This window comes from Aliiroseovarius sediminis (assembly GCF_022678485.1).
Lineage (GTDB): Bacteria > Pseudomonadota > Alphaproteobacteria > Rhodobacterales > Rhodobacteraceae > Aliiroseovarius > Aliiroseovarius sediminis.
Window position 1 is genome coordinate 104,048 of record NZ_JALBYP010000021.1, and the last position, 25,631, is coordinate 129,678.

General features: G+C 61.4%; 29 protein-coding genes. 16 read left to right on the forward strand and 13 right to left on the reverse strand.

Annotation, left to right across the window (positions count from 1 at the left end):
• Positions 1-7: 7 nt before the first annotated feature.
• Genes MN186_RS02920 through MN186_RS02975 form a run of 12 tightly spaced genes read left to right on the forward strand, consistent with a single transcriptional unit; the run spans position 8 to position 9,318 of the window.
• Entirely contained in the window at positions 8-613 is a 606-nt protein-coding gene (locus tag MN186_RS02920; RefSeq protein WP_242111392.1) for a head-tail connector protein, read from the forward strand.
• The gene (locus MN186_RS02925) at positions 610-948 is read left to right on the forward strand and encodes a phage head closure protein (RefSeq protein ID WP_242111394.1); all 339 of its coding nucleotides are present in this window, start codon (positions 610-612) and stop codon (positions 946-948) included. The genes MN186_RS02920 and MN186_RS02925 overlap by 4 nt, the downstream gene beginning before the upstream one ends.
• The gene (locus tag MN186_RS02930) at positions 945-1,355 is read left to right on the forward strand and encodes a DUF3168 domain-containing protein (RefSeq protein ID WP_242111395.1); all 411 of its coding nucleotides are present in this window, start codon (positions 945-947) and stop codon (positions 1,353-1,355) included. Before MN186_RS02925 ends, MN186_RS02930 begins: the two co-directional genes overlap by 4 nt.
• 22 nt (positions 1,356-1,377) lie before the next feature.
• Positions 1,378-1,791, forward strand: a complete 414-nt coding sequence (locus tag MN186_RS02935) for a phage major tail protein, TP901-1 family (protein WP_242111396.1) — start codon at positions 1,378-1,380, stop codon at positions 1,789-1,791.
• A gap of 2 nt (positions 1,792-1,793) precedes the next feature.
• On the forward strand, positions 1,794-2,126 hold the full coding sequence (locus tag MN186_RS02940; protein WP_242111397.1) for a gene transfer agent family protein: 333 nt from the start codon (positions 1,794-1,796) through the stop codon (positions 2,124-2,126).
• On the forward strand, positions 2,123-2,341 hold the full coding sequence (locus MN186_RS02945) for a phage tail assembly chaperone (protein ID WP_242111399.1): 219 nt from the start codon (positions 2,123-2,125) through the stop codon (positions 2,339-2,341). Before MN186_RS02940 ends, MN186_RS02945 begins: the two co-directional genes overlap by 4 nt.
• Entirely contained in the window at positions 2,341-3,003 is a 663-nt protein-coding gene (locus MN186_RS02950) for a phage tail tape measure protein (RefSeq protein ID WP_242111400.1), read from the forward strand. The genes MN186_RS02945 and MN186_RS02950 overlap by 1 nt, the downstream gene beginning before the upstream one ends.
• A 35-nt stretch (positions 3,004-3,038) precedes the next feature.
• On the forward strand, positions 3,039-3,671 hold the full coding sequence (locus tag MN186_RS02955; protein ID WP_242111401.1) for a DUF2460 domain-containing protein: 633 nt from the start codon (positions 3,039-3,041) through the stop codon (positions 3,669-3,671).
• Positions 3,671-4,633, forward strand: a complete 963-nt coding sequence (locus MN186_RS02960; RefSeq protein WP_242111402.1) for a DUF2163 domain-containing protein — start codon at positions 3,671-3,673, stop codon at positions 4,631-4,633. Before MN186_RS02955 ends, MN186_RS02960 begins: the two co-directional genes overlap by 1 nt.
• A 1-nt stretch (position 4,634) precedes the next feature.
• Complete coding sequence (locus MN186_RS02965; protein ID WP_242111404.1) at positions 4,635-5,081, forward strand: NlpC/P60 family protein; 447 nt, start codon at positions 4,635-4,637, stop codon at positions 5,079-5,081.
• Positions 5,081-9,004, forward strand: coding sequence for a baseplate multidomain protein megatron (locus tag MN186_RS02970; RefSeq protein ID WP_242111405.1), 3,924 nt, complete (start codon positions 5,081-5,083; stop codon positions 9,002-9,004). The genes MN186_RS02965 and MN186_RS02970 overlap by 1 nt, the downstream gene beginning before the upstream one ends.
• A gap of 2 nt (positions 9,005-9,006) precedes the next feature.
• Complete coding sequence (locus MN186_RS02975; RefSeq protein WP_242111406.1) at positions 9,007-9,318, forward strand: DUF7742 family protein; 312 nt, start codon at positions 9,007-9,009, stop codon at positions 9,316-9,318.
• Here the strand turns inward: MN186_RS02975 and MN186_RS02980 are convergent.
• The gene (locus MN186_RS02980) at positions 9,299-9,640 is read right to left on the reverse strand and encodes a TraR/DksA family transcriptional regulator (protein WP_242111407.1); all 342 of its coding nucleotides are present in this window, start codon (positions 9,638-9,640) and stop codon (positions 9,299-9,301) included. The genes MN186_RS02975 and MN186_RS02980 overlap by 20 nt on opposite strands.
• 82 nt (positions 9,641-9,722) lie before the next feature.
• Here MN186_RS02980 and cysE point away from each other — a divergent pair, with 82 nt between their 5' ends.
• Positions 9,723-10,526 carry a serine O-acetyltransferase gene (cysE, locus tag MN186_RS02985; protein ID WP_242112696.1) on the forward strand — a complete coding sequence of 268 codons (804 nt, stop codon included), beginning with the start codon at positions 9,723-9,725 and terminating at the stop codon, positions 10,524-10,526.
• A gap of 248 nt (positions 10,527-10,774) precedes the next feature.
• On the opposite strand, the gene MN186_RS02990 is transcribed toward cysE, so the two are convergent.
• The 9 genes from MN186_RS02990 to MN186_RS03025 form a co-directional block, all read right to left on the reverse strand.
• On the reverse strand, positions 10,775-11,110 hold the full coding sequence (locus MN186_RS02990; protein ID WP_242111408.1) for a carboxymuconolactone decarboxylase family protein: 336 nt from the start codon (positions 11,108-11,110) through the stop codon (positions 10,775-10,777).
• 100 nt (positions 11,111-11,210) lie between these two features.
• Positions 11,211-12,527, reverse strand: coding sequence for a pyruvate dehydrogenase complex dihydrolipoamide acetyltransferase (locus tag MN186_RS02995; protein WP_242111410.1), 1,317 nt, complete (start codon positions 12,525-12,527; stop codon positions 11,211-11,213).
• Positions 12,528-12,539: 12 nt separating this feature from the next.
• Complete coding sequence (locus MN186_RS03000; protein WP_242111411.1) at positions 12,540-13,919, reverse strand: pyruvate dehydrogenase complex E1 component subunit beta; 1,380 nt, start codon at positions 13,917-13,919, stop codon at positions 12,540-12,542.
• A 22-nt stretch (positions 13,920-13,941) separates the two neighbouring features.
• Positions 13,942-14,943 (reverse strand): pyruvate dehydrogenase (acetyl-transferring) E1 component subunit alpha, encoded by a 1,002-nt coding sequence (gene pdhA / locus MN186_RS03005; RefSeq protein WP_242111412.1) that lies wholly within the window; start codon positions 14,941-14,943, stop codon positions 13,942-13,944.
• 177 nt (positions 14,944-15,120) lie between these two features.
• Complete coding sequence (locus tag MN186_RS03010) at positions 15,121-15,423, reverse strand: FtsB family cell division protein (RefSeq protein WP_242111414.1); 303 nt, start codon at positions 15,421-15,423, stop codon at positions 15,121-15,123.
• Positions 15,424-15,611: 188 nt separating this feature from the next.
• The gene (locus MN186_RS03015) at positions 15,612-16,487 is read right to left on the reverse strand and encodes a fructose bisphosphate aldolase (RefSeq protein WP_242111415.1); all 876 of its coding nucleotides are present in this window, start codon (positions 16,485-16,487) and stop codon (positions 15,612-15,614) included.
• A gap of 245 nt (positions 16,488-16,732) precedes the next feature.
• Positions 16,733-16,903, reverse strand: a complete 171-nt coding sequence (gene hemP, locus MN186_RS03020; protein WP_242111416.1) for a hemin uptake protein HemP — start codon at positions 16,901-16,903, stop codon at positions 16,733-16,735.
• Positions 16,900-17,025, reverse strand: a complete 126-nt coding sequence (locus MN186_RS16415) for a hypothetical protein (RefSeq protein ID WP_255743669.1) — start codon at positions 17,023-17,025, stop codon at positions 16,900-16,902. Before MN186_RS16415 ends, hemP begins: the two co-directional genes overlap by 4 nt.
• A 182-nt stretch (positions 17,026-17,207) precedes the next feature.
• Positions 17,208-18,398 (reverse strand): phosphoglycerate kinase, encoded by a 1,191-nt coding sequence (locus tag MN186_RS03025; protein WP_242111417.1) that lies wholly within the window; start codon positions 18,396-18,398, stop codon positions 17,208-17,210.
• Between the two features lie 161 nt (positions 18,399-18,559).
• Between MN186_RS03025 and MN186_RS03030 the strand changes: the two genes are divergently transcribed.
• The 3 genes from MN186_RS03030 (at position 18,560) to MN186_RS03040 (ending at position 20,763) form a co-directional block, all read left to right on the forward strand.
• Complete coding sequence (locus MN186_RS03030; RefSeq protein ID WP_242111418.1) at positions 18,560-19,060, forward strand: peptidylprolyl isomerase; 501 nt, start codon at positions 18,560-18,562, stop codon at positions 19,058-19,060.
• Complete coding sequence (locus MN186_RS03035; RefSeq protein ID WP_242111419.1) at positions 19,053-19,691, forward strand: peptidylprolyl isomerase; 639 nt, start codon at positions 19,053-19,055, stop codon at positions 19,689-19,691. Before MN186_RS03030 ends, MN186_RS03035 begins: the two co-directional genes overlap by 8 nt.
• Positions 19,692-19,788: 97 nt before the next feature.
• Positions 19,789-20,763 (forward strand): DUF3179 domain-containing protein, encoded by a 975-nt coding sequence (locus MN186_RS03040; RefSeq protein WP_242111421.1) that lies wholly within the window; start codon positions 19,789-19,791, stop codon positions 20,761-20,763.
• Positions 20,764-20,837: 74 nt separating this feature from the next.
• Here MN186_RS03040 and trpE read toward each other — a convergent pair whose 3' ends face one another.
• The 3 genes from trpE to MN186_RS03055 all read right to left on the reverse strand — a co-directional run bounded on the left by trpE (position 20,838) and on the right by MN186_RS03055 (position 25,484).
• A complete protein-coding gene (gene trpE, locus MN186_RS03045; protein ID WP_242111422.1) occupies positions 20,838-22,349 on the reverse strand; it encodes an anthranilate synthase component I in 1,512 nt (503 codons plus the stop codon).
• 30 nt (positions 22,350-22,379) lie between these two features.
• The gene (locus tag MN186_RS03050) at positions 22,380-24,221 is read right to left on the reverse strand and encodes a peptidyl-prolyl cis-trans isomerase (protein ID WP_242111423.1); all 1,842 of its coding nucleotides are present in this window, start codon (positions 24,219-24,221) and stop codon (positions 22,380-22,382) included.
• A gap of 81 nt (positions 24,222-24,302) precedes the next feature.
• Positions 24,303-25,484, reverse strand: coding sequence for an aminotransferase (locus tag MN186_RS03055; RefSeq protein WP_242111424.1), 1,182 nt, complete (start codon positions 25,482-25,484; stop codon positions 24,303-24,305).
• Between the last annotated feature and the right edge of the window lie 147 nt (positions 25,485-25,631).

Here is a 25,631-nt window from a genome sequence, read left to right on the forward strand (position 1 = left end):
ATGATCCATGATGTTAGTCGAGCAGACCACAGTGCCGGGCACGGTCCTTCCGGTCGCCCAATTCAAGGACCACTTGCGGCTGGGCACCGGGTTTGCCGATGACGGGGTGCAGGATCCGGTGCTGGAGACCTGTCTGAGGGCCGCCATGGCCGCCATCGAGGCGCAGACCGGCAAGATCCTTCTGTCCCGCAGCTTCACCTGGACCCTGTCCGCGTGGCGCGATCTGGCCACGCAAGCGCTGCCTGTGGCGCCAGTCAACCAGATCACGCGCCTGTCGATCACTGATCGTCTGGGCGGGGAAGAGGTGATCGCGACCAACCGCTATGTCCTGGAGCGTGACACCCACCGTCCACGCCTTGTGTCGACCGGCCTTTGCCTGCCTGCGATCCCGGTCGGCGGCCAGGTCGTGATCGAGTTTGAAGCGGGCTTTGGTGCCGCGTGGTCGGACATGCCCGCAGACCTTGCGCAGGCCGTGATGATGTTGGCGGCAAGTTATTACGAAGACCGCGTCGGGGACGTGCAATCGGGCCATGCGAACCTGCCGTCAGCAGTCGCCGCGCTGATCCAGCGGTATCGCACCGTTCGCCTGTTTGGCGGTGGGGGTGCGCGATGAATTCACCTGTTCTGAACCGCAAGCTGACGCTGGAAGAGCCCGTGCGCACGCCTGACGGCGCAGGGGGCTTCACCCAAAGCTGGCAGGCGCTGGGAGAGCTTTGGGCCGAGATCGCCCCCCGCACCGGGCGCGAGCGCGCCGCGGGGTTTGCCACGGTGTCCACCATCACCTTCCGCATCACGGTGCGCGCAAGCCCCGATGGTGCACCCTCGCGCCCCAAACCCGATCAGCGCTTTCGTGCAGGGTCGCGCCTGTTCCGCATCCTTGCGGTGACCGAGGCCGACGCGAGCGCCCATTATCTGACCTGTTTTGCCCAAGAGGAGGTATCGGCATGAGCTATGGCGTATCTGCGGCGCTTCAGCAGGCGATCTATCAACGGCTGACGGCCGATTTGGAGCTGTCCGCGTTGGTGTCGGGGGCGATCTATGATGCGGTGCCTGCCGGGATCATCACCGGCACATATGTCAGCCTTGGCCCTGAGGACGTGCGCGAGCGGTCCGACATGACCGGCCACGGTGCGGTGCATGAAGTCACCATCAATGTCATCACCGATGCGGCTGGCTTTCAAGGCGCCAAGCGTGTTGCGGCGGCGGTCAGCGATGCGTTGCTCGATGCGCCTATGACTTTGGAGCGCGGCACCCTTGTTTACCTGAATTTCCATCGTGCGCGGGCGCGACGGGTCGAGGACGCCGATGTGCGCAGGATCGACCTGAAGTTCCGCGCGCGTGTTCAAGACGACTAACCCTAACAAACGGAGTGATCCCATGGCTGCGCAAAACGGCAAGGACCTTTTGATCAAGCTCGACATGACCGATACCGGCGTGTTCGAGACCATTGCGGGCCTTCGGGCCACGCGCCTGAGCTTCAACGCAGAAAGCGTCGACGTGACCAGTCTGGAAAGCACGGGCGGCTGGCGTGAACTTCTGGGGGGCGCGGGTGTGAAGTCGGCCTCGATCTCGGGGTCGGGGGTATTCAAGGATGCCACGACCGATGAGCGCGCGCGCCAGATATTCTTTGACAACGAAGTGCCGAATTTTCAGGTGATCGTGCCGGATTTCGGGGTGGTCGAAGGTGCGTTCATGATCACCTCGATCGAATATGCGGGGTCGCATAACGGCGAGGCGACATATGAGCTGTCGATGGCGTCCGCCGGTGCGCTTAGCTTTACGGCGCTTTGATCATGGCAAACCCATGGACGGGCGAAGTGGTGTTGGTGATCGACGGGACTGCCCGGGTCATGAAGCTGACCCTGGGCGCATTGGCCGAGTTGGAGGCGCAGCTGGGCGAGGACACGATCATCAGTCTGGTTGAGCGGTTCGAACGTGGTGCGTTCTCAAGTCGGGACGTTCTTGCGCTTATTGTCGCAGGTCTGCGCGGTGCGGGATGGCAAGGCGGTGCTGCGGACCTGTTGGCTGCCGAAATCGAAGGTGGCCCGGTGCGCGCCGCGCAGGCTGCGGGCCAGCTTCTGAGCCGCGCTTTCGCCCAACCCGCCGGCGCCGGGCCGGGCGCATGACCAAAGGTCAGGCGTTTGACTGGCCGGGCCTGATGCGCCTGGGCATTGGTCGGATTGGTCTGCGCCCGGCAGAGTTCTGGGCGCTGACACCGTACGAACTGATCGTGATGGCGGGACTGGATCACCAACCCGCGCCGTGCCTTCGGTCGCGGCTGGAAGAATTGGCCCTCGCGTTCCCCGATGTGGACAAGGGCCCCTGTGAAGGAGAGATGTGATGGCTGGACTGGATGGCTTGGACAGTTTCGACGACCAGATCGACGCGCTGGAAACCGCGCTGGGTGGCGCGCAGGCGATGACGGCCGGGTTCGTGTTCGAACTCAAGGGTATGCACGCAACCGTGTCTGACCTGAGCGCGGATGTGAACACGCTGTCCTCGGGCATTTCCTCGGGCTTGCATAAGGCGTTCGATGGCTTGGTGTTCGACGGTATGAAGCTGTCCGACGCCCTGAAAGATGTGGCGCAGTCGATGTCGCAAGCGGCGTATAACGCGGCGATCAAACCGGTGACCGGACATTTTGGCGACATTCTGGGGCAGGCGGTGGGCGCTGTGACCAACGCGTTTCTGCCGTTTGAACATGGCGGTGCATTTGCGCAGGGCCGCGTGATGCCCTTTGCCAAGGGTGGTGTGGTGTCCGGCCCGACGACTTTTCCGATGCGGGGCGCCACCGGGCTGATGGGCGAGGCGGGGCCAGAGGCGATCATGCCGCTTGCGCGCGGGGCCGATGGTCGTCTGGGCGTTCAGGCCGGCGGCGGTGGTCGCCCGGTAAACATCACCATGAACATCTCGACCCCCGATGTTGAGGGGTTCCGGCGGTCGCAAAGCCAGATCGCCGCGCAGATGTCGCGCGCACTGTCGCGCGGTCAACGTCACCGCTGATCTGCGCATTTCAAGACATTAGGAGGGTTTCGCCCATGTCATTTCACGAGGTCCGGTTTCCGGCAAATCTGAGTTTCGGGTCCGTCGGTGGCCCAGAGCGGCGCACCGAAGTGGTCACGCTGGCCAACGGGTTTGAAGAACGCAACACACCGTGGGAGCATTCGCGCCGCCGCTATGACGCGGGGATCGGGATGCGCTCGCTTGATGATGTGGAAACGCTGATCTCGTTCTTCGAGGCACGGCGCGGTCAGCTTGTCGGGTTTCGCTGGAAGGATTGGTCGGACTATAAAAGCAGCCTGCCGTCGAAACCCCCGGAATATACGGATCAGATCATCGCTTGGGGGGATGGCGAAACGGTGGAATTTCCGTTGATCAAGACCTATCGGTCGGGCGAGGAAACCTATGCGCGCCCCATTCAGAAGCCGGTCGAAGGCACGGTGAAACTGGGCCTGAAGGGTGATCCGCTGAGCGAAGGCACGCATTTTACCGTTGATCACACCACCGGGCGTGTCACCTTCATGACTGCCCCCGAAACCGGGGCCGAGGTCACGGCGGGCTATGAGTTTGATGTGCCCGTGCGCTTTGACACGGACCGCATTCATACTTCGGTTGCATCGTTTCAGGCGGGCGATGCCCCTAATGTGCCAGTGGTAGAGGTGCGGGTCTGATGGGGTTGTCTACAGAGCTTGAGGCCCATCTGGGCCGCGGTGTCACCACGATTGCGCGGTGCTGGAAAGTCACGCGGCGCGATGGCGTGGTGCATGGGTTTACCGACCATGACCTTGATCTGGTGATCGACGGCGTGACCTATCGCGCCGATACCGGCATGACCGCCCGTGCGCTGAGCCAGACTACCGGCTTGTCCGTGGACAATACCGAAGCGCTTGGTGTGCTGAACGATGCCTCGATCACCGAGCGGGATATCCGTGCGGGCCGCTATGACGGGGCCGAGGTCGAAGCTTGGCTGGTCAACTGGTCCGACACGGGTCAGCGCTATCTGCGCTTTCGCGGCACCGTGGGCGAATTGGCGCGCGAGGCGGGTGGGTTTCGTGCCGAGTTGAACGGGCTGGCCGAGGATCTGAACAAGCCGCAGGGGCGGGCTTATCAGACACCATGTTCGGCGGTTCTGGGCGATGGCGCCTGCAAGTTCAGGCTGGACCAGACGGGGTATCGGTTGGACCTGCCCATTGATGACAACAGCGACGAGACGCAGTTTGCCTTCACGGGCATGGCGCAATATCCGAGCCGCTGGTTCGAACGGGGTCGGTTCACCGTGCTGTCAGGTGCAGCCAAAGACCTGACCGGGCTGATCAAGAATGATCGCAAGCTGGCTGATGGAGCGCGGGAGATCGAGCTGTGGGAAGCCATACGTGAGCGTATGGAGCCGGGTGACGTGGTGCGCCTTGAGGCCGGCTGCGACAAGCTGCCGACGACCTGCCGGGTGAAGTTCAACAACTTTCTGAACTTCCGCGGTTTCCCCGATGTGCCGGGCGAGGATTGGCTGATGTCCTATCCCGTGAGCCATGGCACCCATGACGGAGGGGATTCGCGTGAGGCAAACGACATCCCCGACTGGTCCATTCTCGGGGGCGACGATGAAAACCCTTTCTCGCCGATGTCGGGCGGCTGACATGGATCGTTTTCATCAAGACATCGTGGCCGAAGCGCGCGGTTGGCTTGGCACGCCTTATGTGCATCAGGCGTCGTGCAAGTATGGCGGCTGCGACTGCCTTGGGCTGATCCGGGGGGGTTGGCGCGCGGTGCTCGGGTCCGAACCCGTGCAGGTGCCGCCCTATACCGCCGACTGGTCAGAAGCCGGGGGACAAGAGGTCTTGTGGCAGGCCGCCTGCGCCCACATGCAGGCCCGCCCCATCGACCAGGCCCGACCGGGCGATGTGCTGCTGTTTCGGATGCGCGGCGGCGCGGTCGCAAAACATCTTGGCATTCTGACCCGTGAAGGCGACAGCCCGGCCTTCATCCACGCTTATTGTGGCCACGGCGTTATCGAGAACTCTCTGTCGGCCCCGTGGGCCCGGCGCATCGTGGCGTGTTTTGCATTTCCTGAAAGGACAAGTTGATGGCAACGATCCTATTATCCGCAGTTGGTGCGGCTGCCGGTGCTTCCATTGGCGGCGGCGTTCTGGGCCTGTCATCCGTCGTGATCGGCAAGGCCATCGGTGCGACCATTGGCCAGGTGATCGACAATCGCATCCTGGGCGAAGGGTCTGCGCCGGTTGAAACCGGAAAGGTCGACCGCCTGCGTCTGACCGGCGCGTCCGAGGGCGCGACGATCCCCATGATCTATGGCCGTGCGCGGGTCGGCGGGCAGGTGATCTGGGCCACCCGCTTCAAGGAATCCGTCACGACGAGCGGCGGTGGCGGTGGCAAGGGGATGCCCTCGCCGCCCGAGCCGGAAGTGACGAGCTACAGTTACTCGATCAGCCTTGCAATTGCCTTGTGCGAGGGCGAGATCACACGCGTCGGCCGCATCTGGGCCGACGGCAACGAGATTTCGCGCAACGATCTGACCATGCGCGTCTATCCGGGGTCGGAAACCCAATTGCCCGATCCCAAGATCGAAGCGGTCAAGGGTTCTGGAAAGGCCCCCGCCTATCGTGGTGTCGCCTATGTGGTGATCGAGGATCTGCCGCTCGCGCAATTCGGCAACCGCGTGCCGCAATTCAGTTTCGAAGTGCTGCGCCCCGAACAGCGCAACCAACCCGAAGAGGTCGCCCGCGGCACGCGCGCCGTCGCGTTGATCCCCGGCACGGGTGAATATTCGCTGGCCACAAGTCCGGTCTTTTACAAAAGCGCGCCCGGCGCGGTGGAAGGGTCGAACATGAACACGCCGTCCGGCTGTACGGATTTCAAGACGTCCTACCGCATGATGCGCCAGGAAATGCCCAACTGCCGGAACACCGCATTGGTGGTGTCATGGTTTGGCGACGACCTGCGCTGCGGCACCTGTCGCATCCGCCCGCGTGTTGAGCAGCACGAGGTGGATGGCGACAGCATGCCATGGAGCGTTTCAGGCCTGAACCGGGGGCAGGCGGGGCTTGTGCCGAAGGACGACAAGGACCGTCCGGTCTATGGCGGCACACCGTCCGACAAGGCGGTGATGGAGGCGCTTGCGCTGGCGTCCGCCAATGGTCGCAAGGCGACGTTCTATCCGTTTATCCTGATGGAGCAGATGAAAGGCAACACGCTGCCCGACCCTTGGACCGGCAATCTGGGGCAGGCGGTGCTGCCGTGGCGGGGAAGGATCACGACCTCTTACGCGCCCGGCCATGTGGCCTCGCCCGATGGCACGCCGGGGGCCGTGGCGCAGGTAAACGCGTTCTTTGGTGACGCCCAACCGGGCGATTTCACGGTCGCGGAAAACGGTGTCAGCTATTCCGGCCCTGCCGGGTTTTCATATCGTCGGTTCATCTTGCACTACGCCCATCTGTGCGCGGCGGCGGGTGGGGTGGATGCCTTCCTGATCGGGTCAGAGTTGCGGGCACTGACCCAAATTCGCGGCCCCGGCAACAGCTTTCCGGTGGTCGATCACCTGATTGCGCTGGCGCAGGACGTGCGGACGATCTTGGGAACTGAGACCAAGATTTCCTATGCTGCCGACTGGTCGGAATATTTCGGCTATCATCCGCAGGACGGGTCGGGCGACGTGTTCTACCACCTCGACCCACTTTGGAGCCACCCGGATATCGACTTCATCGGCATTGACAACTACATGCCGCTGTCGGATTGGCGCGACGGTTTCGACCATGCTGACGCCCATCACGGGTCGATCTATGACCTTGGCTATCTTCAGTCCAACATCGAAGGGGGCGAGGGGTATGATTGGTATTACAAAACCCCCGACGCGCGCGAGCTGCAAATCCGTACCCCGATCACCGACGGCGCGCATGGCGAACCGTGGGTCTATCGCTACAAGGATCTGCGCAATTGGTGGGTGCGGTCGCACCACAATCGCATTGGCGGCGTGCGAGACGCTGACCCAAGCGGCTGGCTGCCCGGCTCGAAACCCTTTTGGTTCACCGAAATCGGATGTGCGGCGATTGACAAGGGCACCAACCAGCCCAACAAGTTTCTGGACCCGAAAAGCTCGGAAAGTTCAAAGCCGCGCTATTCGAACGGGCGTCGGGATGATCTGATTCAGGCGCAATACCTGCGTGCGATCTATGATTATTGGGCAAAGCCCGACAATAACCCGATCCACAGCGCAACCGGCGTGCAAATGCTGGATATGGCGCGCGCGCATGTCTGGGCGTGGGACGCGCGACCCTTCCCGCAGTTTCCCAACCGTAAAGGGTTGTGGAGCGACGGGGCCAATTACGACAAGGGGCACTGGCTGAACGGACGTGTTTCGGCGCGGTCGTTGGCGTCGGTTGTGGCCGAGATCTGCGAACGCTCGGGTGTGACGCGCTATGACGTGTCCAGACTCTATGGCCTGGTGCGCGGCTATGTCGTGGACCAGATGGGCGGCGCGCGGGCCGCGTTGCAGCCCCTGATGCTGGCCTATGGGTTCGAGGTGACGGAACGCGAAGGCATGCTGGTGTTCAAGACGCGCACCGGGCGGTCGGACCATGTGCTTGACCCGGACAGGATGGCGCTGTCGCCGGATCGCGACAGCACACTGGAACGCGTGCGCGATCCCGAGGCCGAGATCGCCGGGCGCATCCGCCTGACCTATGTGGAAGGCGAGGGCGATTATGACATCCGCTCGGTCGAAGCGACTTTCCCGGATGAAACCAGCCGGTCGGTGGCCGCGTCGGAGATCCCCTTGATCATGACCCGGGTCGAGGCGCGCGCCATTGTCGAACGTTGGCTGTCCGAAGCCCGCGTGGCGCGTGACAAGGCGACCTTCGCGCTGCCGCCGTCCGAGTTGGCGAAGGGTGCGGGTGACGTGATCGAGTTGACCACCGACGCGGGCACGGAACAATACCGGATTGATCACGTCGATCACACCGGCGTGCAGACCCTGCGCGCGGTGCGGGTTGAGCCGGGATTGTTCCAGCCTTCCGACAGTGTCGAACCGGCCCCGGCGGTGAAACCCTATATACCGCCCGCGCAAGTCTTTCCGCTGTTTCTGGACCTGCCGCTTTTGACAGGAGATGAGGTGCCGCATCAGCCGCGGATCGCAGTGGCAGCGCGCCCCTGGCCGGGTAGCGTGGCGGTCTACAGTTCAGTCACGGATAATGGCTATACGCTCAATCGGACTGTCACGGACCCGTCGATCATCGGTGTGACGCAAACGCCGCTTGTTCGCGCGACGTCGGGTGTGATCGACCGTGGCCCCGCGCTGCGTGTGACCCTGACCGAGGGGACGCTGTTTGCCTGTTCCATCGACGACATGCTGAACGGCGCGAACGTCGCGGTGATCGGCGACGGCAGCCCGGACAGTTGGGAAGTGTTCCAGTTCGCAGGGGCCGAGCTGGTGGGCGAGCGGACTTACGACCTGACCTTGCGTCTGCGCGGGCAGGCGGGCACGGATGCGATCATGCCGCCCACATGGCCAGCGGGCAGCTATTTCGTCCTGCTGGGCGGACATCAGGCGCAGGTGCGGCTCGCGTCCTCGGCACGGGGGTTGAACCGGCACTACCGGATCGGTCCAGCCCGCAAGCCGTTGTCGGACCCGTCCTTCCTGCACCAAGTACACGCGTTCAAGGGCGTGGGACTTCGGCCCCTTTCGCCGGTGCATCTGGCCGCGCGCGATGCGGCAGGCCATCACCAGGTCGGCTGGATCAGGCGCACCCGGATTGATGACGACAGCTGGGGTGACGGCGATGTGCCGCTGGGCGAAGCGTCTGAATGCTATCGCCTGCGGGTGATCCATGACGGTGTGGTAAAGCGTCAGGTTGAGGTGACAGACCCGACTTGGACCTATGACGCCGCCTTGCGCAGTGCGGATGCGGTCGGCGGTGCTTATGTGGTCGAAGTGGCGCAGATCTCGGACCGTTTCGGCCCCGGTCCGTTTGCCCGGCTTGACGTGGCGCTGTAACCATGCGCCCCGTCTTGCCTGCCGATGTTGCGGCTGCCGGATGCGCGCTTCTTGCGCTTCCGGCCCGCAAACGCCCCGGCGCCATGCTGGAAATGCTGCACCGCGCCGAAGCTGCGGACAGATACCGGCTGGCGCTGGGCCGCGCCCATCCCCACTGGGGCAATGGCAGCCTTGCATCCGTTGCCATGGCCCTGCCACGCGCGGCCGAGCCGTTCCTGAACGATCCCGATTACGTCGATTGCATGATGACCGTGTTTGCCGCCCTGAAGGCGCGCAATGATCGGCGCGCGGGCGTCAGCCGCTTGCGCAACTGACGCATTTGGTGACGCAGGGGTCCAGATCAAGGCGGCCGCGCGGGATGGGGTCGCCGCAATCCTCGCAATAGCCGAACTCGCCTTCGTCCATCCGGGCCAAGGCGGCGTCGATGCGGGTGCGCTGGGCGGCGCGGCGGGCACCAGTTGCTTTAGCCATCGCCTGATTTTGCAACGCGTCCATGCGGCTGAGCCGCCCGACCGCCTGCTGATCCAGCATGACGGTCTTTTGACCCTCGGCCCCGCGCGCGTCGCCACGCGCCAACTCCTCCAACGCGTTTCGCAGATTGCGGCGGTAGGTCTCAATTTCGCGTTCACTCAACATAGATTTCGGCGCCATCACTGGTTTGTATTTTGAACTCCGACCCTATCTGTTGTAGCAAAGGTGTCCAATGAAAGGGAAACCGATGGCCGAGAAACGCGCAACTTTGACCGAAATCGATCCGATCTGGGATCGAATTGCCCGCGAAGCCCAACAAGCCGTGGCCGATGAACCGTTGCTGGGTGGTTTGGTTCACGCCTGTGTTCTGCACCACCGCAGCCTAGAAAAGGCGCTGTCTTATCGCTTCGCGGCCAAGCTCAGCTCGAACGAGATGAGCATGGTTCTGCTGCGCGAGATCGCGGATGAAATCTATGCCCGCAACGCGGATCTGGCCGAGGCCGCCCGTGCCGATATCACCGCGGTTTTGGATCGCGACCCCGCTTGCAACCGCATGTTGCAACCGATTCTCTTCTTTAAGGGGTTTCAGGCGATGCAGGCCTATCGTTTGGGCCATGACCTGTGGAAGCAGGGGCGGAAGGATCTGGCCTATTTTATCCAGATGCGCTGCTCGGAAGTCTATGGCATCGACATCCATCCAGGTGCCCGCATCGGGCGCGGGATCATGATCGATCATGCCCATTCCATCGTGATCGGGGAAACCGCCGTGGTGGGGGATAACGTCTCGATGCTGCATTCCGTCACGCTGGGCGGCACCGGCAAGGAACACGAGGATCGCCACCCCAAAATCGGCGACGGGGTTCTGATTGGGGCAGGTGCCAAGGTGCTGGGCAACATCAAGGTCGGACAATGCTCGCGTATTGCCGCAGGCTCGGTCGTACTGGAGGAGGTGCCTTGCGACACCACTGTCGCAGGTGTGCCAGCCCGCATCGTCGGCGAGGCAGGTTGTGAATTCCCTTCGGTCAGCATGAACCAGACCCTAAGCGGGTAATGATCGGCGGAAATCCGCGGACTTGAGGAAAATCAATGTCCTAACCCGTCGGCTGGATCTATACGGTTCCCATACAGAATATTCGGAGAACCGAGATGACACAGATTTGGCTTGCGACAGTGGTCGGATTTTCCGCCCTTTTCCTTGTCGCTGTTACCGGATAACGCACACGCCAAAACCGGGGCAGTCCCTCAGAATTACGAAGGGCGACGCGAAAGCGCCGCCCTTTTGCTTTTCCAGATTCAGACTCATTCAGACAGTTGATCGAACGCCTGAAGCGCGCGGGCGCCATACATATAGCCCGGACCGCCGCCCATCATGATCGCCACCGACACGGTCTCGGCGACCTCGTCGCGGGTCGCACCAGCACGGATTGCGGCGCGGACGTGAAACCCGATGCAGTCGTTGCACTGCTTGGCGATGCCGATGGCGATGCACTGAAGTTCTTTGTGCTTGGTGGATACGGCCCCATCGCCCATCGCGGCGCGGTGCATCCCGACGAAGCCCTTGGCCGCATCGGGCTGCACGGCGCGGAAGGTGTCGGTGTTGGCGGATGTGTCATCCAGCAGTGCTTTGAAATCCATCGTAATCTCCTGTTTAACGGGTTGTCGGACAAGCAAATGGCTCAAGGCGGGATGGTCCGCCTTGAGCCATGTCAATAGATCGCAGTTTTCGAATGTGACCTTAGGCCAACATCGACATCGGGTTTTCCAGATTGTCCTTGATCGCGGTCAGCAGTTCCGCCCCCAATGCACCGTCGATGACGCGGTGATCGACCGAAAGGGTGACAGACATGACCGTCGCCACATCCAGGGCACCTTCGCCATTCACCACGGGCTTCTTCACCCCAGCCCCAACCGCCAGGATCGCCCCGTGCGGTGGGTTGATCACGGCGTCAAAATTGTCGATGCCGAACATGCCGAGGTTGGAAACCGCGAAGCTGCCGCCTTGGTATTCGTGCGGCGCAAGCTTTCGGTCGCGTGCACGAGCGGCCAGGTCTTTCATCTGGGCTGACAAGCTGGACAGGGACCGCATCTCGGCGTCCTGCAGGACGGGGGTGAACAATCCACCTTCAATCGCGACGGCCACTGCCACATCGGACGCTTTCATCTTCAAGACGCGATCGCCCGCCCAGACGGCATTGGCATCGGGCACCTGTTGCAACGCAATGGCGCAGGCCTTGATGATGAAATCGTTTACCGACAGCTTGACGCCGCGCGCCTCCAACTGCTTGTTCAACTGTGATCGGAAGGCCAGAAGCGCATCCAGTTGAATGTCGCGACGCAGATAGAAATGAGGGATCGTCTGCTTGGCTTCGGTCAGGCGCGCCGCGATGATCTTGCGCATACCATCCAGCTTGATTTCCTCATACTCGCGCCCCTCATACATCGCGGCAACCGCATCCGCAGATACGCTGGGCGCGGGGGCGGCAGTCGGAGCAGAGCTTTCGGCAGCAGCTTTCTGGGCCGCGGCTGGCTTGGCGCTTTCCACATCCGCCTTCACGATCCGCCCCTTGGGGCCAGAGCCCTTGATCTGTGTCAGATCCAGCCCCTTGTCCGCTGCAATCCTGCGTGCAAGCGGCGAGGCAAAAATGCGTTTACCATCCGCGTCTTGCGGGGCAGGGATCGACTTGGTTGTTGCGGGCGTGTCCTTGCCGTTGGACGCTTCGGGCGCGTTGTCCTTGGTTGCCGGGGCATCGGCGTCTTTCGCGTTGTCCTTCTTTGTAGCCGGGGCTGCATCGATATCATCGGCGCTTTCCCCGTCTTCCAACAGAACAGCTATGGCGGTGTTAACCTTCACGCCTTCGGAGCCTTCGTCGATCAGGATTTTGCCGATAATGCCCTCGTCAACGGCTTCGAACTCCATCGTCGCCTTGTCGGTCTCGATCTCGGCCAACAAGTCGCCTGCGGACACCTCGTCGCCTTCCTTGACCAGCCATTTTGCCAGCGTGCCTTCCTCCATCGTGGGCGACAGTGCGGGCATCAGTATTTCGGTTGCCATGTCAGTGTCTCCTTACCGATAGGTCACAGCGCGCGCGGCTTCGATCACTTCTTTCGTGGTCACAAGCGCGAGCTTTTCAAGGTTGGCGGCATAGGGCAGGGGCACGTCCTTGCCGGTCAGGTTGATCACGGGGGCGTCCAGATAATCGAACGCGCGTTCCATGATCGTGGCCGACAGGTGGTTGCCAATGGATGCGACGGGCCAGCCTTCTTCGACGGTGATGCAGCGGTTGGTTTTTTTGACCGAGTTCAGCACTGTATCATAGTCCAGCGGGCGCAGGGTGCGCAGGTCGATGACCTCGGCGGTGATCCCGTCTTCGGCCAGTGCATCAGCGGCTTCCAGCGCGTATTTCATGCCGATGCCGAAGCTGACAATCGTCACGTCTTCGCCTTCGCGCCAGATGCGTGCCTTGCCGAACGGAACGGTATAGTCGTCCATCTCGGGTACATCAAAGCTTTGACCATACAGCAGTTCGTTTTCCAGGAAAATCACCGGGTTGTCACCGCGAATCGCCGTTTTCAACAGCCCCTTCGCGTCTGACGCCGAATAGGGCATAACGACATGCAGGCCCGGAACGTGCGCATACCATGCAGCGTAATCCTGACTGTGCTGTGCGGCGACGCGCGCTGCTGCCCCGTTGGGGCCACGAAATACGATCGGGCAGGACATCTGACCGCCGGACATATAGCGCGTTTTGGCGACGGTGTTAATGATCTGATCCATCGCCTGCATGGCGAAGTTGAAGGTCATGAACTCGACAATGGGTCTTAGCCCACCCATCGCAGCGCCGGCTGCCAGCCCTGTGAAGCCGTGTTCGGTGATCGGCGTGTCGATCACGCGTCGCGCGCCGAATTCGTCCAGCAGACCTTGGCTAACCTTATAAGCGCCCTGATATTCGGCGACTTCCTCGCCCATCAGAAAGACCGTGTCGTCTGCGCGCATTTCCTCGGCCATAGCGTCGCGCAGTGCTTCGCGCACGGTGGTCGAGCGCATATCGGTGCCTTCGGGAATGTCGGTTTCAGGCGGCGCGCTTTGACGGGTGGGCTGTGCGGGGGCTTTGTCGCCGTCAGGGCGATCGGTTTCTTTTGGCGCACTGTCTTTGGCGTCGTCTTCGTTCGCGGCAGGGGCCGCAATGTCGTCCACACTTTCGCCGTCCTCGACCATCACCGCGATAGGTGTATTAACCTTTACACCTTCAGTGCCTTCGTCGATCAGGATCTTGCCAATAATCCCTTCATCGACGGCTTCGAATTCCATCGTCGCCTTGTCGGTTTCAATCTCGGCCAGGATGTCGCCCGATGCGACCTCGTCGCCTTCCTTGACCAGCCATTTTGCCAGTGTACCCTCTTCCATCGTGGGGGACAGGGCGGGCATCAATACTTCGGTTGCCATTCTTTCTTCTCCTCTGTCCGGGTCAGGCGTAAATGTCGGTCCACAGTTCTTCAACTGCGGGCTCGGGGCTGTTCTTCGCAAACTCGGCGGCGTCGTTGACGACGTTTTTGATGTCTTTGTCGATGGCCTTCAATTCATCCTCGGATGCATGTTTGCCCTGCAACAAAAGCTCGCGTACATGTTCAATCGCGTCGCGTTCTTCGCGCACTTTCTGTACCTCTTCGCGGGTCCGATATTTGGCTGGGTCTGACATCGAATGCCCGCGATAGCGATAGGTTTTCATCTCGAGGATATATGGCCCATCACCGGCCCGGCAATGTTCGGTGGCGCGAAGGCCGGCTTCCTTGACGGCAAGAACATCCATCCCATCGACCGCTTCACCGGGAATGGCAAACGCTTCCCCGCGTTTATAAATATCAGGGGTTGAGCTTGACCGCTGCATCGATGTGCCCATCGCATATTGGTTGTTTTCAACCACATAGATCACCGGCAATTGCCACAGCGAGGCCATGTTGAAACTTTCGTAAACCTGCCCCTGATTGGCCGCGCCATCGCCAAAATAGGTGAAGGTCACGCGGCCGTTGTCCTTATACTTGTCTGCAAAGGCCAGCCCTGTGCCAATTGGCACTTGCGCACCTACGATACCGTGGCCGCCATAGAAGTGTTTTTCGGTCGAAAACATGTGCATCGACCCGCCCTTACCCTTGGAATAGCCATCCTCGCGTCCGGTCAGTTCGGCCATCACCCCCTTGGGGTCCATCCCCGAGGCCAGCATATGCCCGTGGTCGCGATAGGACGTGATGCGCTTGTCGCCCTCTTCCGCGGCGGCTTCCAGCCCGACCACGACGGCCTCTTGCCCGATATAGAGGTGACAGAAACCGCCGATCAGGCCCATGCCGTAAAGCTGGCCCGCCTTCTCTTCGAATCGGCGGATCAACAGCATCTCACGGTAATGATCCAGAAGCTCTTCTTTGGAAGTATTTGATTTTGAGGGTTTTTTATCTGCGCTTTTCCGGGCGGCCATATGGCATCCTCCTTCTGGCATCAGCCAGTGCGTTGGCAATAGTTTAACGTTAAACTATAATATACCGAATTTGCGCCCGTAGGTCGACAAAAACTTGACGTAAGGGCCGGTAAGTCGACGGCAGGAACTGCCGGCTTGCCTGAATAAAGGGGAAGGGTCGTTAATCGCGTGTGGCAGTCAGCGCAGCACGACCTCGTTTGCGCGCACCATGCCAAGCACCGACCGTGCCTGTTCGTCCAGCAAGTCGAGATCCAGATATTCATCCGACAGGCGGTGGGTTTTATTGGATAATGTGGCAATCTCGGCCGAGAGCGCGTCGCGCTCACTCATGAGTGCGCGCGTCTCGGCCTCGATTTGTACGCGACGGAACAAGCCGTAATCGCCCTGCACACTGGCAAAGGTGAAGTATAGGCCAAGACCCACGATCACCACAAAGTAGATCGCCCCACCAAAGCCAGCTTGTGTACGAGGTGCGCCCATAGGCTTCCTGTCTTTCTGTATGTACTGCCTCTTGCCCACCTCTTTTCGGGCGGTGCAGAAATACTATGACACAGGCGATTCGTCTTGTGAATCCCCAAAACGAATCGCTGGATAAAAAAGCGGGCAAGAGCAGACAACAAAAACCGCCCGCAGCCGCAGCAACGGGCGTAATTCATGATCTAGGGCGATCAGCCCGCGATCGAGGCCTGATAGATACTGTCGATCGTATCAGCGATGGTCGCGTTGAATTCTGTGTCAGATTGCTGTGCGGACAGCCCTTCGGTCAGCGCACGCGAGAAGCTGGCGATCACGCCGGTGTTCTGACCGAGCCGTTCGTTGGCCTCGGCCCGGGTATAGCCGCCCGACAGCGCCACCACCGACGCCACGCGCGGGTGATCTACCAAGGGTTTATAGAGGTTCGGCGTCTCGGGCAAAGTCAGCTTCAGCATCACGATCTGATCGTCGGACAGGGCGTCCAGCTGCGATTTCAACGCGGCCAGCAACAGGTCTTCGGCAGCGGATTTGTCAGGGATCGAAATGTTGATCTCGGGCTCAATGATTGGGATCAGCCCGTGGCCCAGGATCTGCCTTGCGACATCGAATTGTTGGGCGACATTGGCCTTGATCCCGTCGGCATTTGCCGCATTGATCACCGAGCGCATTTTGGTTCCGAACACGCCCGCCTTCACGGCGCGCGCGCAAAGCGCGTCAAGCTCGGGCATCGGCTTCATCAACTGCGCACCGTTTTCTTCGTCCTCCAGCCCCTTATCGACCTTCAGAAACGGCACGACGCCTCGATCTTCCCACAGATAAGTTGCGGTGGGTTTTCCGGCGATCTCGCGGTCCATCGTCATTTCGAACAGGATTGCGCCAATCACCTTATCGCCCGTAAAAGCCGGGGCTTGCGCGATCCGCGCGCGCATGGCGTGGATCAGGTCAAACATCTGGCCGTCGCCCGAATAGGCGTCTTCGTCGATGCCATAAAGGCGCAGCGCTTTGGGCGTCGAACCGCCCGATTGATCAAGGGCTGCGATGAAGCCTTGCCCGGCTTTGATCTTTTCCATTTGTGCTTGGTTTGGCATGTCGGTCCTGTCCCAATCTGGATGTGTTTCCATTGTTCTAGGCGACTGGACGTGACCATGCAAACATGCTGGCGCTAACGTTACGCAGAACATTTGCCACAGGCGGGCAGGGACGTTGGGGGCAAGGCTGGATGAAACGGTCGTGGGCCTTGCCCCCGGTCTTGGGCGCGGGGAACCGATTGGGCGGGGGAACGCCGCCCGACGCGCGCACCAAAGCGATTGCAGAGTTACTTCGTCAAGATCAGCTTACCGGCCCGCGTGATCGTCAGCGTGTAAACCATGTCGTTCAGCACGATCTGAGCCTTCTTGCCCAGACCGGTCAGGTCCAGCGCATCATGGCAGGGCGGGGTTGATTGGCTGGCGGTATCGAATGTGGAACTGTGCAGTGGGGCTGTCATCGGGTGTCTCCTTCAAGGCAGGCCAAAATCCACGCGGCCAAACATTGCAGGCCGGGCAGGATGGGCAGGGGTGATGGAATATCGGATCGGGCCAAATGCGGACCTTCGAATTGAGCTGTCATTGTCGCGCTCCTGTTAAACGTGAGCTTTGCGGCTCTCAAGTCTCCGGCTGGTTGACGCGCAACTGGCTGATAGTGAAAACTTACTAAAACAGTCAGGATATAGTCAAGAACCAATTATCAAGAAAAAGCCCCGGCACTTTTTAAGGGTGCCGGGGCTAATATTCTCTTTTTCCAACAAACCTTTAGTCTGAAAGCGCGATCACGCCGGGCAGATCTTTGCCTTCCATCCATTCCAGAAACGCCCCCCCGGCGGTCGAGATATAGGTGAAGTCCTTCGCCGCGTCCGCCTTGTTCAAGGCTGCGACCGTGTCACCGCCACCGGCAACCGATATCAGCTTGCCCTCGGCCGACAATTGCGCCGCTTTCTTTGCGGCCGCGTTGGTCGCTGCGCCAAACGGTTCGATTTCGAACGCGCCAAGCGGGCCGTTCCATATCAAGGTTTTGGCGCGCTCAAAAATATCGGTGATGCGTTCCACAGTCTCGGGCCCGGCATCAAGGATCATCGCATCCGGCGGGCAGGCATCGGCGGCGACCACCTGATGCTCGGCCCCCGCTGCAAATTCGCGGGCCACGACCACGTCGCTGGGCAGGACGATCTTGCAGCCCTTTTCATCGGCTTTGTCCAGAACCTCGCGTGCGGTGTCGGCCATGTCGTGTTCGGCCAGCGATTTTCCCACGTCGATATCCTGTGCGGCTAGAAACGTGTTCGCCATACCGCCGCCAATCACCAGATGATCGACCTTTTCGACAAGATTGCCCAACAGGTCCAACTTGGTTGAAATCTTTGCGCCACCCACCACCGCGACAAGCGGGCGTTCGGGATCGCCAAGCGCTGTTTCCAAAGCGGTCAACTCGGCCTGCATCAGACGGCCCGCGCAGGCGGGCAACAGATGCGCCAACGCCTCGGTCGATGCATGGGCACGGTGCGCGGCGGAAAACGCGTCATTGCAATAAACATTGCCCAACGCCGCCAATGACGCAGCAAAGCTGCCGTCATTCGTGGTCTCGCCTTCATGGAACCGGGTGTTTTCCAAAAGCAACACGTCGCCTTTTTCCAACCCAGCCACCGCTTTTTTCGCCGGCCCACCGATGCAATCCTCAGCAAACTTGACGGGAGATCCCAGGGCGGCCTCAAGCGCAGGACGGACCACGGACAGCGACATTTCCGGCACGCGCTGGCCTTTTGGGCGTCCGAAATGCGCTAGCAAAACAGGCATCCCGCCAGCCTCCAAGATATCGCGGATGGTGGGCAGAATGCGCTGAATACGGGTGTCGTCCGTCACCTGGCCGTTCTCCACCGGCACGTTGATATCCACGCGCGTCAGCACGACTTTGCCGTCAAGATCCATGTCGTCGAGTGTTTTCCAGGCCATCTGTCTCTCCATCAGCTACACGGCAGTTGCACATCAAAAGAGCACCGGGGTCAACGGTCGTCGGCCGAAATTGCGCAGCTTGCCTCTTTCATCTTACCGCGTGCGGGCATAGGTTGCCCCGCGAACACAACCCCATAACACCCCGATGGAAGGAGGCCCAGATGGCCGAATACAAAGATCCGGAAAACACCATCCTGATGCAGCTGAAAGGCGGCACCGTGGTCATCGAGCTCATGCCCGACGTGGCGCCCAAACATACCGAGCGTATGAAGGAACTGGCGCGCGCGGGCGAATATGACGGCGTGGTGTTTCACCGCGTGATCGACGGCTTCATGGCTCAGACCGGTGATGTCGCCAATGGCAAAGACCCGATGACCTTGCGCCATGCGGGCACGGGCGGCTCCTCGCTGCCCAACCTGCCTGCCGAGTTCTCCAAGCTGCCACATGATCGCGGCACGCTGGGGGCTGCACGCTCGCAAGATCCGAATTCGGCCAACAGCCAGTTCTTCATCAGCTTCAAGGACAACCATTTCCTGAACGGCCAATACACCGTCTATGGCCGCGTTATTTCGGGAATGGAGCATGTGGATGCCATCACGCGTGGCGAGCCGCCTGCAGACCCCGACACGATGATCTCGGTCAAGGTTGCCGCCGATGCCTGACGCTTATGGCAAGCGCGACCGGCGCATCTTCTGGATCGCCTTTCTGGCGGGCGTTGCCATCGTCGTGGGCTATGCGGTCTACACGCTCTGGCCGTCGTCGCCACCCGAGGTGGACACGGCAAGCCTTGGCGACGCGCCCAAGGTCGAACTGACCATCGCGGGCGAGGCAGAGGGCAAGGTGGTCATCACCCTGCGCCCGGACCTGGCCCCACGGCATGTGGAGCGGATCGTCCAACTGGCCAATGACGGCGCCTATGACAACGTGATCTTTCACCGCGTGATCGAAGGTTTCATGGCCCAGACCGGCGATGTCGCCTTCGGCAAGACCGACGGCAATGGTGGGCGCGCAGGCATGGGTGGGTCCAGCTATCCCGACCTACCGGCCGAGTTCTCTGACGAACCCTTCGTCGCGGGCACGGTCGGAATGGCGCGGTCGCAAAGTCCCAACTCGGCCAACAGCCAGTTCTTCATCATGTTTGCCCCCAGTCCCAACCTTGACGGCAGCTACACCGTCGTCGGCCATGTGACCGAGGGCTTCGACGTGGTGCAGAAGATCAAGCGCGGTGATGGTCCCAATGGTGCGGTGACCGGCACGCCCGACGTGATGACGACAATGCGCGTGATCGACTGATCCGCGCACACAACCGCTCAAACCCCCGTGACAGGGGCTATGGGGCCTTTCCGTTCTCTGTCAGGATCATCTGGCGGCAACAATAAGGAAAGGCCCCATGCGCATCATCCTGACCCTGCTTGCCATCAGTCTTGGGCTATGGGCGCAAGACCTGCGCGCGGACCCAGCCATTTGGGCGCGCGAATTCCCGAAAACCGATTTCAGCCAGACCAGCATCCCGGACTGGGACGAGATCCTGTCCGGCGGCCCCGGTCGCGACGGCATCCCGGCCCTGACCGACCCCGTCTTCATCAAGGCCGCCGATGACACCAGCCTTGGGGCGCGTGAGCCGGTGATCACGCTGGAACTTGCCAACGAAACCCCGCGCGCCTATCCGCTGCGCTATCTGACTTGGCACGAAATCGTCAACGACCGCGTGGGCGGCATCCCCGTCGCCGTCACCTTCTGCCCGCTGTGCAACTCCGGCATGGTGTTTGATCGAAGGGTGGGAAACAAAATCCTGACCTTCGGCGTGACCGGCAAGCTCAGAAACTCCGACATGGTGATGTATGACAGGGAAACCGAAAGCTGGTGGCAGCAGGCCATCGGCGAGGGGATCGTCGGGGACCATACCGGCACCCAACTGACGCAACTGCCGGCGTGGATGGAAAGCTGGGCTGAATTCACGACGCGCAACCCTGATGGCCTTGTCATGGCGCAACCCAAGGCCCAACGCCCCTATGGTCAAAACCCCTATGCCGGTTATGACAGCCGCAATCAGCCATATCCGTTCTTCTCGGGCGAGAACCCGCCGCATGGCGTGCCCGCCCTTGCGCGGGTCGTCCGGGTCAAGGACCGCGCCTGGCCCGTCGCGCGCCTGTCGGACGGCGGCGAGATTCGCGAAACCGGATTGGTGATCAGCTGGTCCGCCGGGCAGGCCTCGGCGCTCGACACTGCGCGTATCGCTGACGGGCGCGACGTCGGCACGATCCGTGTTCGTGACGCCCAAGGGCGCGACGTGCCCCATGACGTGCTTTTCGCCTTCGCCTTTCACGCCTTCTGGCCCAATGGCACATGGATGCTGGGCAACTGACGCGCCCGTTTCTTCTGGCCCAAAATATCCTGGGGTGAATGCGCGCAGCGCAGAGGGGTAAAGCCCCTGATCCCTTACCCGTTGCCCCCGCGCGTGAACATCGCAGCATCTTCCGCCGCCCGCCTTATGGCTTTCGACTTGTTCACCGTCTCTTCATATTCCGCGTCCGGGTCGCTGTCATAGACAACGCCGCCACCCGCCTGAATATAGAGCTTCTCATGCTTCACCACGGCGGTGCGCAGGGCGATACACATATCCATGTCGCCGCCCGCGCTGAAATACCCAACGCCGCCGCCATAGACGCCGCGCTTTTCCGGCTCCAACTCGTCAATGATTTCCATAGCGCGCACTTTTGGCGCGCCGGAGACAGTGCCCGCGGGCATCCCGGCAAAGAAGGCCGACAGCGCGTCGTGATCGTCCGACAACTCCCCCACCACGTTCGAGACGATATGCATCACATGGCTGTAGCGTTCGATGATGAATTCTTCCGTTGGGCGCACCGTGCCGATCTTCGCCACGCGTCCTACATCGTTGCGTCCTAAATCCAGCAGCATCAGATGCTCGGCCAGTTCTTTCTGGTCGGCCAGCAGATCGGCCTCCAGTGCCTTGTCCTCGTCGGGCGTTGCGCCGCGCGGGCGGGTGCCGGCGATGGGGCGAATCGTCACCTCGCGGTCAAAGACGCGCACCAGGATCTCGGGGCTGGCCCCCACCACCTGGAACCCCCCGAAATTGAAATAGAACATGAAGGGTGAGGGGTTCGTACGCCGCAAGCTGCGATACAGCGCAAAGGGCGGCAGGGGAAAATCCTGCACCCACCGTTGGCTGGGCACGACCTGAAAAATATCGCCCGCGCGAATATAATCCTTCGCCTTCTCGATGGCGGCCAGATAGTCGGATTTGGCGAAGTTCGATACCAGAGGTCCAAGCTCGGCCGCTTCGCCCAGGTTGCGTGTCTCGCCCGGCGGGGCGCGGTCAAGGTCGCGCAGGGCGTCCATCACGCGCTCGGCTGCCTGTGCATAGGCCGCCTTGGCCGACAGCCCCGAATCGACGAAAGCGGGCGACACCAGCGTCACCTCGCCCTTCACCCCGTCCAGAACCGCCACCACGGACGGGCGCATCATCATCCCGTCTGGCAGGCCCAGCGGGTCGGGGTTCACATCCGGCAGATGCTCGACCAACCGGATCATGTCATAGCCCAGATAGCCAAACAGCCCCGCCGAGGCTGCGGGCAGGTCGGTGGGCAGGTCGATCTGGCTGTCAGCCAGAACCTTGCGCAAGCTGTCCAGCGGGTTGCCCTCGACCAGTTCGAACCCGTCCGCATCAAAACGTGCCTGACGGTTCAGGCGTGCCTGATGGCCCCGACACTCCCAGATCAGATCGGGTTTCATCCCGACGATGGAATACCGCCCGCGCACCTCGCCGCCCGTGACGCTTTCCAGCATGAAGCTGTCGCGCTGCGCTTCGGTCAGCTTCAGCATCAGGCTGACTGGCGTGTCCAGATCGGCCGCCAACCGGGTATAGACCACCTGATTGCGCCCGGCATTCCAACCGGCTTCGAAATCCTCGAACGTGGGGGTCAGCGCCATCTGGTGTCCTTTCGGTCGGCGGGGCAGAGCTTACTGCAACTGCGCGTTCACGGCGTCGATCACCGGACGGTTCAACACGATCCCCGCCCGTTCCTGCACGGCGCGGGCAAACGCGGTTTCCACATCCAGCGCGATTTCCTGTGCCACACCGGTTGCAAACGCAGTCTTTAGCGCAGTCGCCTCGTCGCTGTCCTGATCGACAGGCTGTACGGCGTCCAGACGCACCAGCACAACACCAGCCTCGCCTTGCAAGACCTGCCACGTGTCCGGCTCCATGGCGAATACCTCGTCCATGAAGGCAGGCGGTGTTCCCTCGACAAACGCATCGCGGGTCAGGCCCTGTTCGACCACCTCGGTCAGGCCAAGCGACGACAGGCTTTCCCCGCCTTCAAGGGACGGGATCAGGCCGCTTGCCTCCTCCGCCAGCAACTCAAGCCGCTTTTGGGCGGTCCACCCTTCGCGTACGGCGTCGGCCACTTCGGTCTGATCCTGCAGACGCGGTGCTTGTAATTCATCCAGACGCAACGCAAACACGCCGCCATCTTCAAGCAACGTGATTTCGGGAAAGTCATCCTCGGTCACGGCCTGCGCGGCCTCGCGAAAGGTCTTATAGGCGGCGATGCCGTCGCTGTCGCCCGCCGTCCAGTTCAGAACGCCGGTCCGCATGTCGTGACTTTCGGCGATTTCCTCGATCGTCGCGCCTCCGGCCATCTGGTCGTCAAGCTCGGCCACCATGTCGCCGATCTGGCGACGGGCGGCGTCTGCGGCCAGTTCGCCGTGCAACTCTTCGCGGGCGTCCTCGAAACTGGTTTCGCGCGCGGCCAGAATGGCGTTCATCCGAAACAGGGCCGGACCAAGATCACTGTCATGCGGGCCGGTGATGCCCGGTTCTTCCAACGCGAAAATCGCGTCCCCCGCGGCGCCCAACTGTTCCTTTGACAAATCCCCCAGATCAATGTCCGACAGTTCCAGATCGCGCGCGGCCACCAGGTCTTCGAACGTCGTCTCGCCCGCCGCGATGGCATCTGCGGCGCTTTGCGCGTCTTCCAAACTGGCAAAGACCAGCCGTTCCACCATGCGCCGTTCAGGAAACCGGTATTCCGACGAGTGTTCTTCGTAAAGCGCGCGGATCTGGTCGTCGCTGACGGTGATTGTCGGGATCACATCCTCGGGGTCCAGCCACGCATAGGTGATGACCTTGGTTTCTGGCAGGGTGAAATCCTGTGGATGGGCCTCGTAATAGGCGGTCAACTCGGCCTCGGTCGGCTCGGGAACTGGTGTGCTCAGCCGATCGACCCCCATCGACGCCCAAGTAAAATCACGCGCTTCACGCGCGTAAGCATAAAGCGTCTCGACATAGCTGGGCTGGGTTGCAACCCCGGTCGCCACGGCGGCCTGCAGGATCTGGCGGCTCACCTCGTCGCGCAGGCTTCGCTCGAACTCGGCCGCGGTCAGGCCTGATTGCTCCAGCGCAAACTTATAGCCCTCGCGATCAAACTTCCCATCGACCCCCTGAAACGCGGGAATATCAACGATGCGGTCGCGCAATTGCACATCTCCGACCGAGATGCCAAGCTGTGCCGTTTCATCCTCAAGGGCGGCCGTTCCTATCACCCGTGCCAAAACCCGTTGGTCCAGCCCAATTCCGCGCGCCATCTCCATCGTCAGACGTTCACCGGTTTCGGCCTGAAACGCGTTCATTTCGGCCTGCAATTCACGCAGATACCGGTTTGCGTCCACTTCGGTGTCGCCCACGGTCGCAATCGACCGGACCGAGCCGCCGAAATTCGTCGATCCAAACCCCACGAGCCCGACCATCACCAGACCCATCAGGATCCAGCCGAACGTGCGGGATGTCTTGCCGGTTGCCATACGCGTATTCCTTTCACCACCTGTTTGCGAGGGTTGTAGGTGAGCCAGCCCTGATTGCCAATATCTGTCAGTGCCAAAGCGTCAAACAGCGATACCACCCAGCCGGGACAGCACTGTTGCGATGCCAGTTGCATCCACATTGGCGAAGGCCATGCGCAACTGCTGGTGGCCGCCCGCATCCCCTTGAGGCGTGAACATCGTGCCGGGCAAGGCCAACACCGCCGCTTGTTCGACCAACATCTGCGCAACCCGGTCCGAGGGCATGTCAAACGGATGCTCTAAATAGGCAAAATATGCCCCGCATCCCAACAGATGCCAGCCTTGCCTGGCAAGCGGCGCAAACCCGTCGCGCAACGCTTGCGCACGGGCCAAAACCTCAATCCTCTCACCCGCCAGCCAATCGTCAAGATTGCGCAGCCCCCAAAGGGCCGCGTGCTGTCCAAGCTGCGCGGGGCATATGGTGACGGTGTCCAGAAACTTCTCGACGTCTACCAGCCGCGCGGGCGACGCGACAACCGCCCCCACGCGATGCCCCGTCAGCCGATAGGATTTCGAGAAACTGTAAAGGTGAATCACCGTGTCAGCCCAATCGGGATCAGTGAATAGATCATGCGGCGCGCCGGGCTTTGAATGGAAATCGCGATAGGTCTCGTCCAGCACCAATGCAATGCCACGGACCCGCGCCAGATCGCGGAACGCGGCGATCAGGGCAGGGGGATATTCGGCCCCCGTGGGGTTGTTCGGCGTGACCAACACGATCGCCCGTGTGCGCGGTGTGATCAATGCGCGTGCGGCATCGGGGTCGGGCAACATATCTGGCCCAACCGCAAGCGGCACGGTTCGAACTCCGCCCATATCCAACCACATCTTGTGGTTGAAATACCACGGCGCCGGCAGGATCACCTCGTCTCCCGGCGCGGCCAAACTGGCAATGGCGGCGCAAAAGGCCTGATTGCAGCCCGCGGTGATGGCGACATTCTCCGCCGCAATCTGCGCGCCATAAAGGCGGTCGATGTTGTCTGAAAGCGCAGCCCGGAGCGGCGGCAAGCCCATGACCGGGCCGTAAAGATGCACCTCGTCCTGCTGCAAGACCGCGTCTGCCATCGCCCGCCGCATCATATCCGGTGGCGGATCGACCGGCGCGGCTTGGCTGACATTGATCAAGGGCCGGTCCGCAGGAAAGTCCCGTCCCTCAACCCATCGGCGGGCCTCCATCACAGGGGGGCGAGACGTCGCAGATAGCAGAGGGTTCAAGAGCGTCATCACAACTTCATCCTGTCTGATTTCCGCCAACCGTAGCGACCCGCGCAAACCACAGCAACGCCCATCCGCCACATGTTTTCTTCTGGCCCGAAATATCCCGGGGAAGCGCCAAATCCACGATTTGGCGCGTAGGGGCAGCGCCCCTCA